At 60.8% G+C, this 16510-nt stretch carries 15 protein-coding genes; 4 read left to right on the forward strand and 11 right to left on the reverse strand.

Annotated features, from left to right (window positions below):
- Nucleotides 1-78 precede the first annotated feature (78 nt).
- Nucleotides 79-1047: a 2-oxoglutarate and iron-dependent oxygenase domain-containing protein gene (locus tag HFK74_RS14770; protein WP_180204130.1), complete on the reverse strand. Its 969-nt coding sequence runs from the start codon at nt 1045-1047 to the stop codon at nt 79-81.
- A gap of 139 nt (nt 1048-1186) precedes the next feature.
- Nucleotides 1187-2260 carry a BMP family ABC transporter substrate-binding protein gene (locus tag HFK74_RS14775; RefSeq protein WP_180204131.1) on the reverse strand — a complete coding sequence of 358 codons (1074 nt, stop codon included), beginning with the start codon at nt 2258-2260 and terminating at the stop codon, nt 1187-1189.
- A gap of 286 nt (nt 2261-2546) precedes the next feature.
- Here HFK74_RS14775 and HFK74_RS14780 point away from each other — a divergent pair, with 286 nt between their 5' ends.
- Nucleotides 2547-3638, forward strand: coding sequence for a calcium:proton antiporter (locus HFK74_RS14780; protein WP_180204132.1), 1092 nt, complete (start codon nt 2547-2549; stop codon nt 3636-3638).
- Between the two features lie 29 nt (nt 3639-3667).
- Here HFK74_RS14780 and HFK74_RS14785 read toward each other — a convergent pair whose 3' ends face one another.
- The 3 genes from HFK74_RS14785 to HFK74_RS14795 form a co-directional block, all read right to left on the reverse strand.
- Nucleotides 3668-5026 (reverse strand): 8-oxoguanine deaminase, encoded by a 1359-nt coding sequence (locus tag HFK74_RS14785; protein ID WP_180204133.1) that lies wholly within the window; start codon nt 5024-5026, stop codon nt 3668-3670.
- A gap of 148 nt (nt 5027-5174) precedes the next feature.
- Complete coding sequence (locus HFK74_RS14790) at nt 5175-5858, reverse strand: SDR family oxidoreductase (protein WP_180204134.1); 684 nt, start codon at nt 5856-5858, stop codon at nt 5175-5177.
- Between the two features lie 18 nt (nt 5859-5876).
- Nucleotides 5877-6233 (reverse strand): MerR family transcriptional regulator, encoded by a 357-nt coding sequence (locus HFK74_RS14795; protein WP_180204150.1) that lies wholly within the window; start codon nt 6231-6233, stop codon nt 5877-5879.
- An 84-nt stretch (nt 6234-6317) separates the two neighbouring features.
- On the opposite strand from HFK74_RS14795, the gene HFK74_RS14800 reads away from it, so the two are divergent.
- The gene (locus tag HFK74_RS14800) at nt 6318-6806 is read left to right on the forward strand and encodes a hypothetical protein (protein WP_180204135.1); all 489 of its coding nucleotides are present in this window, start codon (nt 6318-6320) and stop codon (nt 6804-6806) included.
- On the opposite strand, the gene HFK74_RS14805 is transcribed toward HFK74_RS14800, so the two are convergent.
- From HFK74_RS14805 to HFK74_RS14830, 6 genes are all read right to left on the reverse strand, one after another.
- Complete coding sequence (locus HFK74_RS14805) at nt 6803-7729, reverse strand: ABC transporter permease (protein WP_180204136.1); 927 nt, start codon at nt 7727-7729, stop codon at nt 6803-6805. The genes HFK74_RS14800 and HFK74_RS14805 overlap by 4 nt on opposite strands.
- Complete coding sequence (locus HFK74_RS14810; RefSeq protein WP_180204137.1) at nt 7729-8838, reverse strand: ABC transporter permease; 1110 nt, start codon at nt 8836-8838, stop codon at nt 7729-7731. The genes HFK74_RS14805 and HFK74_RS14810 overlap by 1 nt, the downstream gene beginning before the upstream one ends.
- Nucleotides 8839-8849: 11 nt before the next feature.
- Complete coding sequence (locus HFK74_RS14815) at nt 8850-10403, reverse strand: ABC transporter ATP-binding protein (protein ID WP_180204138.1); 1554 nt, start codon at nt 10401-10403, stop codon at nt 8850-8852.
- Nucleotides 10404-10962: 559 nt separating this feature from the next.
- Complete coding sequence (locus HFK74_RS14820; RefSeq protein ID WP_008063927.1) at nt 10963-11544, reverse strand: YigZ family protein; 582 nt, start codon at nt 11542-11544, stop codon at nt 10963-10965.
- Nucleotides 11545-11551: 7 nt separating this feature from the next.
- Nucleotides 11552-12202, reverse strand: a complete 651-nt coding sequence (locus HFK74_RS14825; protein WP_008063926.1) for a TetR/AcrR family transcriptional regulator — start codon at nt 12200-12202, stop codon at nt 11552-11554.
- A 90-nt stretch (nt 12203-12292) separates the two neighbouring features.
- On the reverse strand, nt 12293-13213 hold the full coding sequence (locus HFK74_RS14830; RefSeq protein WP_180204139.1) for a LysR family transcriptional regulator: 921 nt from the start codon (nt 13211-13213) through the stop codon (nt 12293-12295).
- 139 nt (nt 13214-13352) lie between these two features.
- Here HFK74_RS14830 and HFK74_RS14835 point away from each other — a divergent pair, with 139 nt between their 5' ends.
- Together HFK74_RS14835 and HFK74_RS14840 are read left to right on the forward strand one after the other, a co-directional pair.
- A complete protein-coding gene (locus tag HFK74_RS14835; protein ID WP_008063922.1) occupies nt 13353-14702 on the forward strand; it encodes an aspartate aminotransferase family protein in 1350 nt (449 codons plus the stop codon).
- Nucleotides 14703-14777: 75 nt separating this feature from the next.
- The gene (locus HFK74_RS14840) at nt 14778-16271 is read left to right on the forward strand and encodes a CoA-acylating methylmalonate-semialdehyde dehydrogenase (RefSeq protein ID WP_008063919.1); all 1494 of its coding nucleotides are present in this window, start codon (nt 14778-14780) and stop codon (nt 16269-16271) included.
- Nucleotides 16272-16510 lie beyond the last annotated feature (239 nt).

Below are 16510 nucleotides of genomic sequence, written 5' to 3' on the forward strand. Positions count from 1 at the left end.
AATTCTGTTCTCATCAGGTGCAATGGCGCCATTCTACAGATGCTCACTGCAGTCATTGCTAAAACCTGACCAGGCGGTTCATTGCGTCGCCTCCTGTTCCCGTCGATAAGCGTAGGTATCGGCGAAGCGAGAGAGCAGGAACTGGGCGCAAGTGGTGGCCGGGTACTTCGCCGCCTGCAGCTTATCCTGACATCCGGGCAGGCATTCGATGCGGGTATCGGGGTGCGGCTCGGCAAAGAATGGCATCGAATAACGATCCACGCCCAACGGGCTGATCACCCGGTGCGGCGTCGACAGGTAACGGTCGTTGCTCCAGCGCGCCATCATGTCACCGAGGTTGACCACGAACGTCCCTTCGATCGGCGGGGCATCGATCCATTCGCCTTTTATGTTCCTGACCTGCAAGCCACCGGCGGCATCCTGGTAGAGCAGGGTGATGCAGCCGTAGTCGGTATGGGCTCCGGCGCCTTGCTGCTCCCGGGAGCTGGCGGTGTGACGCGGCGGGTAGTGAATCATCCGCAATACGCTGACCGGCTCACGAAAGCGCGTGTCGAAAAAGTCCCGCTCGATGCCGAGCGCCATTGTCATTGCCCGCAACAAGGTTTGCGCGAGCGCCTGCATGTCGACGTAGTGCTGCTCCATCAAGGCCTCCCAACCCGGCAGCGATGGATGGCGGTTGGGACCGCGCAACGGTTTTTCCGCGAGCACATCGGGATGGTCGAGCGGCAGGTGCAGGCCCATGTCGAAGGTTTCTTTCAGGTCGCTGGGTTTGCTCGGATCGAGTTGTTCGGTGGCGATGGCGCCATAGCCGCGATGATGGCGGGTTTGGGTGATGTCGATCTTGAGTTTTTCGGCGGTGGGTAGGGCGAAGAAACGCTGGGCGCTGTCGAGCACGGCATCAATGCGCGCGGCGGAAATCGGGTGACCCTTGATATAGAAAAAGCCCCATTCGCGGCAGGCATGGTCGATTTGTGTGGCGATGGATTGCCAGGCGGATGAGTCATCACGGTATAGCGGGGCGATGTCTATGATCGGAAGTTGGTTCATTCTGCTGACCTGTTGTAGACGAAAATGCCCTTGTAGGAGCTGGCTTGCCAGCGAAGGCGTAATATCATCCAGCATTGATGTTGAATTTGATCGCCTCTTCGCTGGCAAGCCAGCTCCTACAGGCTTTGTGTGGACTGGATTACTTCGGCATGTCAGCCTTCATGCCTTCCACGTAATAATTCATCGATGCCAGTTCCGTGTTCGTCGCGCTCACCCCCGCGGGGATTTTCTCGACCCCGGCCTGGTCCTTGATCGGCCCGGTAAACGGCTGCAGCGCGCCGCTCTTGATGTCGGCGATGATCTGCTCGGCTTCGGTTTTCACCGCCGCCGGCACCAGGTCGCTGATGGGCAGTTCAACGGTGCCTTCCTTCAGGCCACCCCAGTAATCCTGGGTTTTCCAGCTGTGGTCGATCACGCTTTGGGTCGCTTGCAGGTAATGCGGTGCCCAGTCGTTGACGATGGAGGTCAGCACCGCCTTGGGGCCGAAGTGCGCCATGTCCGAAGCGTAGCCCACTGCATACACGCCGCGACGTTCAGCGGCCTGGATCGGCGCCGGGCTGTCGGTGTGCTGGAACACCACGTCCACGCCCTGGTCGATCAGCGCGTTGGCGGCATCGGCTTCCTTGCCCGGATCGAACCAGGAGTTGACCCACACCACTTTGATTTCGGTGCCGGGGTTGTACTTGTTCAGGGCCAGTTGAATGGCGTTGATGTCGCGGATCACTTCCGGGATCGGGAACGAGGCGACGTAGCCGATCTTTTTGCTCCTGGTCATCTTCGCCGCGAGGAAACCGCCGACGTAGCGACCTTCATAAGTGCGCGCCAGGTAGGTGCCCAGGTTCTTGTCCTGCTTGTAGCCGGTGGCGTGTTCGAACGTCACATTGGGAAACTGCTTGGCGACCTTGAGTGTCGGGTTCATGTAGCCGAACGAGGTCGTGAAGATCAGGTCGTACTTGTCCTTGGCCATGTTGCGGATGACTCGTTCGGCGTCGGCGCCTTCGGCAACGTTTTCCACATAGTTGGTGGTGATCCGGTCGCCGAGTTTCTCCGCGAGTGCCTTGCGTCCCTGTTCATGCTGATACGTCCAGCCGTGGTCGCCGATCGGGCCAATGTAGACGAAGCCTACTTTCAGTGGGTCAGCGGCAGAGGCGCTCAGGCTGATCCCGAGGCCGATGGCGGCGCACAGCAGTTTGTGCAGTGGACGTATTTGCATGAATTCGAACTCCCTTTTGTTGTGGTTGGCAGGGGCAATGCAAATTGCTGACCAACAGGACAACAAACGACCTTAAACCGCAGCGCGCCCTTCGCGGGCAAGCCTCGCTCCTACAAGAGCGGCGCCGAACCGTAGGAGCGAGGCTTGCCCGCGAAGAGGCCAGCACGGCCAATAAAAGTGCATGACTCGAACCGGCTGCCATCCACTGGTGCGCTAAGGTGAAACGAAACGTTAGCGCCGCGCTGCAGTCAGTCGCATATCGCTCCTCCACGGCAAAAGGCCCGACATGCTCACCGTCCTCAAGCAAGAAACCTTTCTGCTGCTGGCCTTGATCGCTGCCCTCGTCGCGTTCCCGCTGGAGCACTGGTTGCTGCACAGCGGCCAGGCAGTCGCGCTGGCTGGCGGCCTGGTGTTGATCGCATTCATCGTCGCTGCCTCCATGCGTGTCGCCCATCAGGCCGAACTGCTCGCGGAAAAGGTCGGCGACCCCTACGGCACGATGATCCTGACCCTGGCCGCCGTGCTGGTGGAAGTGGTGATCCTGGCGATCATGATGAGCAACGAAGCGTCGGCCACGCTGGTGCGCGACACGATTTACTCAGCCGTCATGCTCGACATCAACGGCATCCTCGGCCTGGCGGCGTTGATGGGCGGGCTCAAGCATGGCGAACAGTCCTACAATGACGATTCGGCGCGCAGCTACAGCGTGATGATCCTGACCGCCATGGGCGTGTCGATGGTGGTGCCGGAGTTCATTCCCGAAGGCGACTGGAAGCTCTATTCGGCGTTCACCATTGGCGCGATGGTGGTGCTTTACGCCTTGTTCCTGCGGATGCAGGTCGGGCCGCACAGTTACTTTTTCAGCTACAGCTATCCGGAAAAACGCCGCAAGAAGGAACCGCTGGAGCAGGAGCCGGCACCCATCAGCCTGTCGTTGTCGATCGGCATCCTGGTGTTCGGTGTGGTGGTGATCGGCGCCTTGGCCGAAGTGATGTCCAAGACCCTTGACCTGGGGCTGGAAGGGACGGGCGCACCGCCGGTGATCACGGCGATCCTGGTGGCGGCCATCTCGGCCGCACCAGAGATTCTGACGGCATTGCGCGCGGCGCTGGCCAACCGCATGCAGTCGGTGGTCAACATCGCCTTGGGCGCGTCACTGTCGACGGTGATCCTGACGGTGCCGGTGATGGAGGCGATGGCGCTCTACACCGGGCAGCCGTTCCAGATGGCCATGACCCCGGTGCAGACCGTGATGATCTTCATCACCCTGATCGTCAGTGCGATCAACCTCAACGATGGCGAAACCAACGCCATCGAAGGGATGACTCACTTTGTGCTGTTTGCGACGTTCATCATGTTGTCGCTGCTGGGCCTGTAGGAGCGTGGCTTGCCCGCGAAGGCGTCCGATCAGACGCCCGCGATCAGCTGCCGAGCCGCCTGGCTGTGATCGGCAATTAACCCCTTCAGATCCAAGCCCTCGACCTGCCCGTCGATCACTCGCCACTTGCCGCCAACCATCACCCGGTCCGCACGGTCTGCGCCACACAACAGCAGCGCCGATACCGGATCGTGGCTGCCGGAGAAACGCAGCTCGTCGAGTTTGAACAGCGCCAGGTCAGCCTGCTTGCCCACCGCAATTTCACCGATGTCGCTGCGTCCGAGCAAACTGGCCGAGCCCTTGGTCGCCCAGCCCAGGACGCGCTCCGGAGTGATCTTCTCGGCGCCGTAGCGCAGACGCTGGATGTACAACGCCTGGCGGGTTTCGAGCATCATGTTCGACGCATCGTTGGAGGCAGAACCGTCCACGCCAAGACCGAGCAGCGCGCCGGCATCGGTCAGCTCGATGGTTGGGCAAATACCGGAAGCCAGGCGCATGTTCGAGCTTGGGCAATGGCAAATGCCGGTGCCGGCGGCGCCGAGGCGGGCGATTTCATCCGGGTTGAAGTGGATGCCGTGTGCCAGCCAGGTACGCGGACCGAGCCAGCCGACGCTGTCCAGATAATCGACGGTGCGCAGGCCAAAGCGCTGCAGGCAGAAATCTTCTTCGTCGAGGGTTTCGGCCAGGTGCGTGTGCAGGCGCACGTCGAGTTTGTTCGCCAGTTCGGCGCTGGCGGACATGATTTGCGGGGTGACGGAGAAAGGAGAGCAAGGCGCCAGGGCGATCTGGATTTGCGCACCTTCGCCCCGTTCGTGGTACTCGGCGATCAAGCGCTGGCTATCGGCCAGGATCACTTCACCTTCCTGTACGGTTTGCTGCGGCGGCAGGCCACCGTCCTTTTCACCCAGGCTCATGGAACCGCGCGTCAGCATGGCGCGCATGCCCAGTTCGCGTACGCTTTCGACCTGTACGTCGATCGCATTCTCCAGGCCTTCGGGGAACAGGTAGTGGTGGTCGGCGGCCGTGGTGCAACCGGATAACAGCAGTTCGGCCAGCGCGACTTTGGTGGCCAGGGCGAGTTTTTCCGGGGTCAGGCGTGCCCAGACCGGGTACAGGGTTTTCAGCCACGGAAACAACGGCTGGTTGACCACTGGTGCCCAGGCACGGGTCAGGGTTTGATAAAAATGATGGTGGGTGTTGATCAGCCCCGGCAGGATCACATGCTCGCGGGCGTCGAACACTTCATTGCACGGCGCGGAAGGCTGTTGACCGAGGCCAAGCACTTCGACGATCACACCGTCTTGCAGCACCAGGCCGCCACGGGCATCGAGGTCGTTGGCCGTGAAAATGGCGAGGGGATTTTTTAACCAGGTACGGGTCGCAGGCATGTTGGCCGGCTCCTCTGAAAGTTGGGTTCAGGGTTGCCAGCTCAGTGTTGCCCTGTCTGCTGATCCAGGGTCGCCGGGGAGGCGAGGTGCGAAGTGTCGATCAAAAGGGCTTCGCGGGCAAGCCTTCCCCGACAAAGGTGTGGTGGTGTTACCAGGGAATGGTTTCACCCCTGTAGTTGATGAAGTGATGCCCGCCCTTGCCGGCATACGCATTCACCTGGTCAACCAGCCCGCGGGTGCTGGTGTCCACATCGATGTCAGCGCCTTCACCGCCCATGTCGGTTTTCACCCAGCCCGGATGCAGCGACAGCACGGTGAGGCTGGTTTCGCCCAACTGGGTGACGAAGCTGTTGGTCATGGAATTGAGTGCAGCCTTGCTGGCCTTGTACAGCGCCAGTTCCGGCGCGTCAGGCATGGTCACGCTGCCCAATACCGAACTCATGAAGGCCAGCACGCCGCCGTCCGGGCGGATTTGCCCGACGAAGCGTTGCGCCAGGTTGATCGGCGCCACGGCGTTGGTGAAGAAAAGTTGCCCGACCTCGGCCAGGGTCGCGCCACCGTCTGGCGTCTGCACCTCAGGGCCTTTTACCCCGGCGTTGACGAACAGCAGGTCAAACACTTCGCCCTTGAGTTGCTGACTCAACATGATCACCGCTTGCTGATCGTCCATGTCGAGTTTCTCGATCCGCACCTGGCCCAATGCTTTCAGGGCCTCGGCGTTTTGCGGATTGCGCACGGTGGCGGTCACTTGCCAGCCGTCGGCAAGCAGGGTTTTCACCAGGCCGAGGCCAAGGCCGCGGGAGGCACCGATGATCAGTGCGGTTCTGGACATGTGTGGCTTCCTTGAAGTTCAGGGACGTGGATTCAATGGACAAGCTTGTCCAAGCCGTTGTTGCAACTCATCGCGCAATGCGCCCAGTTCGGCCATGCGCGCTTCGATCAGTTTGAGCTTGTCTTGCAGCAATCGTGTGACGGCACTGTCCGGATCGGGCGACTGCCAGATGGCCCCGACGCTGTGACCGATCTCACCGAGGGTAAAGCCCAGCCGTTGAGCGGTCTTGATGTACTGCACCAGTTGCACCATGTCGGCCGGATAGTCGCGGTAACCATTGGCGCTGCGTTGTGCGGCGATCAATCCGCGCTGCTCATAGAATCGCAGCGTGTCGCGGCTGACGGCGCTGGCCTGGGCTAACTCACCGATGCGCATCATCACGTCTCTTCGAGGGCTTGACCTTGGAGCATACTCCAGGCTTTAGCCTGGTTGCTCCCGGAAATTGATGGAGCAATGTCGATGTGGACTTCAACACAGTATCGCCGCCTGGTTCGCGGCAGTGCCTGGTATGACCTGATCGTGACGGCTGCGTTTGTCACGCCCTGGAGTTTTGCCGCCTTGCACGGGCTTTTGACGGGGGTGAGCAAGGCGTTGAGTTTGCCCGGTGAGTTGCCACCGTTCGAACCGGTGCACATGTTGATGGCGAATCTGCTGGGGTCGATTGTCTGCGTCTGGTCGGTGCTGCGGATTCGTGATCCGCAGCAGGTTTATGGGCGGTATGACGCCGTGGCCAGGTTTCTGTTTTCGGCTTGGCAGCTGTATGCCCTGGCCCATGGTGCAAGTTCATTGCTGGTGATTTTTCTGTTCTTTGAGTTGGCGTGGGGCATTGCTCAACTGTTGCCTGTGCGGGCCCCTTCGCGGGCAAGCCCGCTCCCACATAACCGCGTCCGCCGCAGTACCTGTGGGAGCGGGCTTGCCCGCGAAGAGGCCAGACCAGACAACCACTAATGCCCAGCCTGCCACGGCTGCCCCAACGAAACCGGCGCATACAAGCGCGTGCGCACCTTGTCCCGAGACAGCAGCACCAGCACCACAATGGTCGCCACATACGGCAGCATCGCCAGCAAACTCGATGGAATCGCCAGCCCCAGCCCCTGCGCCACCAGGTGCAGGATGCTGGCAAGTCCGAACAGATACGCCCCCAGCAGCAAGCGCCACACCCGCCAACTGGCGAACACCACCAGTGCCAGGGCAATCCAGCCGCGGCCTGCACTCATGTTTTCGGCCCACATCGGTGTGTAGGCCAGCGACAGGTACGCGCCGGCCAGTCCGGCCATCGCTCCGCCAAACAACACCGCCAATGCGCGCACGGCCAACACCGGCAAGCCCATGGCACTGGCGGCATCCGGGTTTTCGCCGACCGCCTGGATGATCAGCCCGACACGGGTTTTCAGGGTCACCCAGGCCACCAGCGCAAACAGTGCGAATGACAGGTACACCAGCAGATCCTGGGCGAACAGCATGCGTCCGATCAGCGGTATCTCGCTCAGGTAAGGCAGCGCCACCGGCTCGAAGCCCGTCAACGGTTTGCCGACCCACGCCGCGCCGACAAAGGTCGACAGTCCCACGCCGAAAATCGTCAGGGCCAGCCCGGTGGCCACCTGATTGGCGTTGAACACCAGCGCCACCAGGGCAAACAACGATGACAACAGCATCCCGGCGAGCATCGCCAGCAATACGCCCAGCCACAGGTTGCCGGTGCTGAACGCGATGATGAAACCCATCACCGCGCCAAACAGCATCATGCCTTCCTGGCCCAGGTTGAGTACGCCGCTTTTCTCGCAGACCAGTTCGCCCAGCGCCACCAGCAGCAGCGGCGTACCGCACCGAACCATGGCGTAGAAAATGTTGCTCAGCAGATCGATATCCATCAAAGCGCACCTACTTGTTGTACGACGGTGGCGGGTGCGCGGCGTGCCCAGCGCAGGTTCAAACGGGGTCGATAGAGAATCAGCACATCACAGGCCAGCAGGAAAAACAGCATCATCCCCTGGAACAATTGGCTGATCGCTTGCGGCAGGTTCAAGCTCATCTGCGCGCTCTCGCCACCGATGTACAGCAGCGCCATCAACAAGCTGGAAAACACAATGCCAATGGGGTTCAACCGCCCGAGAAACGCTACGGTGATCGCCGCATAGCCGTAACCCGGCGACACTTGCGGCACCAACTGCCCGATCGGCCCGGTCACCTCGCACGCACCCGCCAGGCCCGCGAGGCCACCGCTGATCAGCAGCGCCAGCCAGACCAGGCGCTTTTCGCGAAAGCCGACGAAACCGGCTGCGCGCTTGTCCAGACCCAGCACTTTGATCTGGAACCCGACGAAGCTTTTGTGCAACAACACCCACACCGCCACCAGGGCAAGCAGGGCGAAATACACGCCGGCGTGAACCCGGCCATCCTCCATCAGCAGCGGCAAACGGCTGGCGTCACCGAACATCGCCGACTGCGGAAAATTGAACCCTTCCGGATCTTTCAGCGGGCCGTGAACACAAAACAGCAGCAGGTTCAGGGCGATGTAATTGAGCATGATGCTGGTAAGGATTTCATTGGCGTTGAAGCGCGTGCGCAACCACGCCGTCAGCCCCGCCCACGCGGCGCCGGCCAGGGTCCCGGCAAGCAGGATCAGGACCAGGGCCCAGCGGCTTTGCATCTCGATGAAGTTCACCGCCAATGCACTGCCAGCCAAGGCGCCTAGCAGCAGTTGGCCTTCGGCGCCGATGTTCCAGATCCGCGCCTGGTAGGCAACAGCCAGGCCCAACGCACAGAGCAGGATTGGCAATGCCTTGACCAGCCACTCGGAGAGGCCATACAGGTCGCTGATCGGTGCGATCAACAGCGTATGCAACGTCAGCAACGGATCGTGACCCAATGCGACAAACAGCAAAGAGCCACAGCCCAGGGTCAGGACCGCCGCCAACAACGGCGAGCACCACAGCATCAGGCTCGATTGCTGGCCGCGGGGTTCAAGGGAAAGCAGCATGTGAGACTCCGTTAACGTGTTGCGCAGGCAGGCAGTTGAGGGGCATCGAACTGGCCGGCCATCCAGCCGCCGACATCGGTCAGGCGGGTGTCGACGGTAGCCTTGAGCGGCGATAGCCGGCCGCTGCACAAGGCGCCGAGGCGGTCGCTGATCTGGAACAGTTCGTCGAGGTCTTCGGAAATCACCAGGATTGCCGCGCCGGCATCGCGCAATGCAATCAGCGCACGGTGAATGGTTGCGGCTGCGCCGACATCCACGCCCCAGGTCGGGTGCGCGGCCACCAGCAATTTCGGTTGTTGAAGAATTTCCCGTCCCAGGATGAATTTCTGCAAGTTGCCACCGGACAGGCTGCGGGCCGGTGCCTGGGTGCCGGAAGCCTTGACCCCGAAGCGGTCAATGATTGCTTGCGCCAGCGTCTGGACCTTGCCGCGCTGGATCAGCCCCTTGCTCACCAGTCCTTGCTGGAATGCGCTGAGCAGGGCGTTGTCGGCCAGGCTCAGATCCGGCACGGCGCCATGCCCCAATCGTTCGGCCGGGACGAAGGCCAATCCGCGTTGGCGACGGGCATCGGCACGTAGATGCGCGATTGGTTCGCCAGCAAAACTGATGGTCGCAGCCTCATTGCGGCCCAGCCGTTCTTCGCCGCTGAGCAACGCCAGCAACTCATCCTGACCATTGCCGGCGACCCCGGCGATACCGACTATTTCACCGCTGCGCACGGCCAGGTCGATGGCCTTGAGCGAGCAACCGAACGGGTCCGGGTTGTGCCAGGACAAACCTTGTATGTGCAAGAAAACATCGGTGCCCGCCACCTTTGGGTAATCGGCGATCAATTCCGCCGCTTCGCCAACCATCAGGCGCGCCAGTTGCCGATCTGAGTAGTCGGCCGGTACGCAATGCCCGGCCACTCGCCCGCCGCGCAACACGGTCGCGCTGTGGCACAACGCGCGAACTTCGGCGAGTTTGTGGCTGATGAACAAAATGCTGCAGCCCTCGGCGGCCAGTCGACGCAGGGTCACGAACAAGTCCTCGGCCTCTTGCGGGGTCAACACCGAGGTCGGTTCGTCGAGAATCAGCAGGCGGATGTCCTGCATCAGGCAGCGGATGATTTCCACCCGTTGCCGTTCGCCGATGGACAGGCTGTGGACCAGCCGCTGCGGCTCCAGCGCCATGCCGTAACGTTGCGACACTTCACTTATCTTGCGTTCAAGCTGATTGGCCGAGCCTGCCGCCGGCCCCATGGCCAGTGCGATGTTCTGCGCGACACTCAGGGTTTCGAACAGCGAGAAATGCTGGAACACCATGCCGATCCCCAGGTCGCGAGCCTGGGCCGGGTTGCGCAGGTTCACGGGCTGGCCATGCCAGAACATCTCGCCAGCGTCGGTGTGCACGACGCCGTAGATGATTTTCATCAGGGTACTTTTGCCCGCACCGTTTTCGCCGAGCAGCGCGTGGATCTCACCAGACGCGATAGTCAGATCGATGGCATCGTTGGCCAGGCAGCCGGGGTAGCGTTTACTGATGTTGCTCAGTTGCAAACGGGGCGTTGGATCGGCGGTGGGCATGAAAGGCTCGATTCGATTGAATGGATGCCTGTGGATAAAGCAATTTTCTGGCCATCAGGTCAGGAAATATTCCTGGCGCCCGTGTGACACGGCATAAAGTTCTCTACCGGGTGGGAAGTTATCGCAAGCCAGGCACCACATAAGTGCAACGCCGTTGATCTGCTCCCGTTTCGCGCGCGGTATGTTGATCAAAAAATGAGCACTCGACTGCAACCCATGCCCGATATGCAACCGCGCCAGCCATGAACGGGTTATCCACAGATTGCTCCACAGTATTTGTGCGCAAGCTCAAGGGACGGGCATAAGCGTAGGGCGGCTTTCTTCTAAAAGTGCTAAACCACCCTAACTGATTGTTTTTATTTGGATTTAGCTATTTTAGAGATGAAATGGACGAAAAATGAACAAAGCCCGCAAAGCCGCATGACAGAAGGGTTACAGCGGTATGTGCTCAGGTTATCCACAGCCGGGTGCACAGCAGATGTGGGCAACTATGGAATATGGGAAAAAGTGCAGCGCCCCAAAAGATCGCAGCCTGCGGCAGCTCCTACAGGTTGATCTTTCAGCGCTCCAACACAATGCGCCCACGACTCAAATCAGCCAACTGAGATTGCAACGTCTGGATCTGCCCGGCGCCCACCGCCAGTTGCAGTTCAACGCCATTGGCCGTGAAGTCCTCCTGCACCACCAGTCCACCGAGCTCCGCGACCCGCAGCTTGACCAACGCCAGCTCACCGAACGCACAAGCGCATCGCACCGGTACGCGACTGATCAACTCAACCTTCGGTGCCGCTTGCAGGCATTTGTTGGCGCCGCCGCCATAGGCTCGGGCCAGCCCACCGGTACCCAGCTGGATGCCGCCATACCAGCGAATCACCAGCACGACGACCTGATCGCAATCTTGTGCTTCGATGGCCGCCAGGATCGGCCGGCCGGCCGTGCCGCCCGGCTCGCCGTCGTCGGTGCTGCGGTATTGATCGCCGAGCTTCCACGCCCAGCAATTGTGCGTGGCGTTCGGATCGCTGTGTTGGGCGATGAAGGCCTGGGCTTCGGCGGGGCTGGCGATCGGCGCGGCGAAGGTGATGAAGCGGCTTTTGCGAATCTCTTCGCGGTATTCGCAAAAGTCGCTGAGGGTAAAAGGCATAGGGCTCTTAGAGGGAAGGTGTCAGGCCGCAGCCTTTGAGAATGATACGGATCAGGTTGTTGCCGGCGTCTTCCATGTCCTGCTTGGTCAGCTTGCTGCGTCCGCTGACCCGGCAGATCTGCGTGGCGAAGTCGGCGTAATGCTGGGTGCTGCCCCACAACAGGAAAATCAGGTGCACCGGGTCGACCGGGTCCATTTTGCCAGCGTCAATCCATGCCTGGAATACCGCGGCACGGCCCTGGAACCAGGCGCGATAGTCCTGGTTGAAATATTCCGTCAGGCATTCGCCGCCACTGATGACCTCCATGGCGAAGATTCGAGACGCCTGCGGCTGGCGCCGGGAAAACTCCATCTTGGCGCGGATGTAGCGGGTCAGGGCTTCGGCGGGGTCGTCCTGGGCGGTCAGGGTATTGAAGGTGCTGTCCCACAACTCGATGATGTTGCTCAGCACCGCCACATACAAACCGAGTTTGTTGGTGAAGTAATAATGCAGGTTCGCCTTGGGCAAGCCGGCATTCAGGGCAATGGTGTTCATGCTGGTGCCCTTGAACCCGTGACGGGCGAACTCGTCCTCGGCGGCCTTGATGATGGTCTCTTCGTTTTTCTGACGAATACGGCTGGCGGGTTTGCCGCTGTGAGCTGGGACTTCAAAGGTCATGGGCACTTCCGATCAAGTGGGGTTGCGGGCCATGACGTTGATAGCGCACCCACAGGTTCCAGACAAGTCCCGGTTCGATAAAACCCCCGGTCAGCGCGTCGCGGCCAGGCTTTCCAGGAAGCTTTCCAGCACCAGGTGCGGGCGACGTCCCTTGCGGGTCACGGAGGCCAGGCTCAAGTCATAAAACCGCGTGTTCGGTTTCAATGCGCGTAAGCGGCCTTGCTGCACCCAGAGGCTCGCATAATGGTCTGGCAGGTAGCCGATGTAGCGCCCGGTCAGGATCAGGAACGCCATGCCTTCGCGGTCCGACGCGCTCGCGGTGCAGTTGAGCGCCTGATAATGCGCCTGGATATCCGCCGGCAAACGAAAGGTCGGGGCGATGGCGTCCTGGCTGTTCAGGCGCCCGTCCTCCAGCTGCTTGTCGTCGACATAAAACAGCGGATGGCCCACTGCGCAATACAGCAACGAACGTTCGCTGTAGAGCGGCTGATATTCCAGCCCCGACAACGCGCTGGCCTGGGGCACCACGCCGACATGCAGGCGCCCGTCGAGTACGCCTTGTTCGACTTCGTTGGGCGCGATCATGCGAATCTGGATCTGCACATCCGGGCCGCGTTCCTTCAGTTGCGCCAGGGCGTGGGTGATGCGCATGTGCGGCAGGGTTACCAGGTTGTCGGTCAGCCCGATGGTCAACTCGCCGCGCAGATGCTGGTGCAGGCCGTTGACCTCGGTGCGAAAACTTTCCAGTGCACTGAGTAGCTGCAACGCCGATTGATAAACCTCGCGACCTTCTTCGGTCAGGGAAAACCCGGCGCGACCGCGTTGGCAGAGACGCAAGCCCAGGCGCTGTTCCAGGTCGCTCATCTGCTGGCTAATCGCCGAGCGACCGATGCCAAGCACGCTTTCAGTCGCGGAGAAGCCGCCGCATTCAACCACGCTACGAAAGATCCGCAGCAGGCGAATGTCGAAGTCGCTGACTTGCGCCAGTGGATCGGGGCGGCGGCTGCTCATGTTCTTACTCGATAGTTTAGTGAGTGGCTGACTGAAGGTTACAAAAGTTGGATTTCACCGACTTTATCCCCGTGGCAACTTAGCTGCAACAACGGTTTTTTAACCCCTACGCCGCTTATTGCCTTGCGAGGTTTCGCCCATGAACTTGCCCGAGAACGCTCCGACATCCCTGGCCAGCCAGCTCAAGCTCGACGCTCACTGGATGCCGTACACCGCCAACCGTAACTTCCAGCGCGATCCACGCCTGATCGTTGGCGCAGAAGGCAGCTGGCTGATCGACGACAAGGGCCGCAAAGTCTATGACTCGCTGTCCGGGCTGTGGACCTGCGGCGCGGGCCATACTCGCAAGGAAATCCAGGAAGCGGTCGCCAAGCAACTGGGCACTCTCGATTACTCGCCAGGCTTCCAGTACGGCCATCCGCTGTCCTTCCAGCTGGCGGAAAAAATCACCGATCTGACGCCAGGCAACCTGAATCACGTGTTCTTCACTGACTCGGGTTCCGAGTGCGCCGACACAGCGGTGAAAATGGTGCGTGCCTACTGGCGCCTCAAGGGCCAGTCGACCAAGACCAAGATGATCGGTCGTGCCCGTGGCTACCACGGCGTGAACATCGCCGGCACCAGCCTCGGTGGCGTGAACGGCAACCGCAAGCTGTTCGGCCAGGCGATGATGGACGTCGACCACCTGCCGCACACTTTGCTGGCAAGCAACGCTTACTCCCGTGGCATGCCGGAGCAGGGTGGTATCGCCCTGGCTGACGAACTGCTGAAGCTGATCGAACTGCACGATGCGTCGAACATCGCGGCAGTATTCGTCGAGCCATTGGCCGGTTCCGCTGGCGTGCTGGTTCCGCCACAGGGTTACCTCAAGCGTCTGCGTGAAATCTGTGACCAGCACAACATCCTGCTGGTGTTCGACGAAGTGATTACCGGTTTCGGCCGTACCGGCACCATGTTCGGCGCCACCACCTTCGGCGTGACCCCGGACCTGATGTGCATCGCCAAGCAAGTCACCAACGGCGCGATCCCGATGGGCGCGGTGATTGCCAGCTCCGAGATCTACCAGACCTTCATGAATCAGCCGACGCCTGAATACGCGGTGGAATTCCCCCACGGCTACACCTATTCCGCACACCCGGTGGCGTGCGCCGCCGGCCTGGCAGCACTCGACCTGCTGCAAAAGGAAAACCTGGTACAGAGCGTCGCCGAAGTCGCACCGCATTTCGAAAATGCGCTGCATGGTCTCAAGGGCACCAAGAACATCATCGACATCCGTAACTATGGCCTGGCGGGTGCGATTCAGATCGCGCCACGTGACGGCGACGCCATCGTGCGCCCGTTCGAAGCGGGCATGGCCTTGTGGAAAGCCGGTTTCTACGTGCGCTTCGGCGGCGACACCCTGCAGTTCGGCCCAACGTTCAACAGCAAGCCGCAGGACCTGGATCGTCTGTTCGACGCGGTCGGCGAAGTGCTGGGCAAGATCGACTGATTTCTCCTTCTATATACCTACAAACAACGGGCGTGCCGATCGGGCGCGCCTGTGGACAACTTTTCAGGAGCTTCCATGAGCGTTATTCCGCATTTGATCAATGGCGAACTGGTGACCGAGAACGGTCGCGCGGTTGATGTGTTCAACCCGTCCACCGGCCAGGCTATCCACAAGTTGCCGCTGGCGACCCGCGAAACCATCCAGAGCGCCATCGATGCCGGCAAGGCTGCATTCCCGGCCTGGCGCAACACGCCACCGGCCAAGCGTGCCCAGGTCATGTTCCGCTTCAAGCAACTGCTGGAGCAGAACGAAGCGCGTATTGCTCAACTGATCAGCGAAGAGCACGGCAAGACGCTGGAAGACGCTGCGGGTGAATTGAAGCGCGGTATCGAGAACGTCGAGTTCGCTTGCGCGGCGCCGGAAATCCTCAAGGGCGAATACAGCCGCAACGTTGGCCCGAACATCGATGCATGGTCGGACTTCCAGCCGTTGGGCGTAGTGGCCGGTATCACGCCGTTCAACTTCCCGGCCATGGTGCCGCTGTGGATGTACCCGCTGGCGATCGTTTGCGGCAACTGCTTCATCCTCAAGCCGTCCGAGCGTGACCCGAGCTCGACGCTGCTGATCGCCCAGTTGCTGCTGGAAGCCGGCCTGCCTAAAGGCGTGCTGAGCGTGGTGCACGGTGACAAGACTGCGGTGGACGCGTTGATCGAGGCGCCGGAAGTCAAAGCGCTGAGCTTCGTGGGTTCGACGCCGATTGCCGAATACATCTATAGCGAAGGCACCAAGCGCGGCAAACGCGTGCAGGCTCTGGGCGGGGCGAAGAACCACGCCGTGCTGATGCCGGACGCGGACCTGGACAACGCCGTAAGCGCACTGATGGGCGCGGCCTACGGTTCGTGCGGCGAGCGCTGCATGGCTATCTCGGTTGCCGTGTGCGTTGGTGACCAGGTGGCGGATGCACTGGTGGCCAAGCTGGTACCACAGATCCAGGCGCTGAAAATCGGTGCCGGTACTTCCTGCGGTCTGGACATGGGCCCACTGGTGACTGGCCAGGCACGTGACAAGGTCAGCGGTTATGTCGAAGACGGCGTAGCCGCCGGCGCGACACTGGTGGTCGATGGCCGTGGCCTGACCGTTGCTGGTCACGAGGAAGGCTTCTTCCTGGGTGGCTGCCTGTTCGATAACGTCACGCCGGAAATGCGCATCTATAAGGAAGAGATCTTCGGGCCGGTGCTGTGCGTCGTCCGGGTCAACAGCCTGGAAGAGGCGATGCAACTGATCAACGATCACGAGTATGGCAACGGCACCTGCATCTTCACCCGTGACGGGGAAGCGGCGCGCTTGTTCTGCGACGAGATCGAAGTCGGCATGGTCGGCGTCAACGTACCGCTGCCGGTGCCGGTGGCTTACCACAGCTTCGGTGGCTGGAAACGTTCGCTGTTCGGCGACCTGCATGCCTATGGCCCGGATGGCGTGCGTTTCTACACCCGCCGCAAGGCCATCACCCAGCGCTGGCCGCAGCGTGCGAGCCATGAAGCTTCGCAGTTCGCTTTCCCTAGCTTGTAAGTAGAAGGGTAAAGAAGGCCGACCCATGGGGTCGGCCTTTTGTTTTTGGGGCTTTTTCAGCTATATGACAGTTTTATGAAAATAGCGGTTGACGGCAGATTCTGGAGGCCTATAATTCGCCCCACTTCCGGCGCAGTCGAAACGGAAAACTCCTTGGTAAACAATGAGTTACGCAGTTTCCGGCAGCAGGTTGCTTCAGTTCATCGAAGCGCGAAGGAAGTTGAAAAAGAGGTGTTGAC

Source organism: Pseudomonas sp. SbOxS1 (genome assembly GCF_013416725.1).
In the GTDB taxonomy this organism is placed as follows: domain Bacteria; phylum Pseudomonadota; class Gammaproteobacteria; order Pseudomonadales; family Pseudomonadaceae; genus Aquipseudomonas.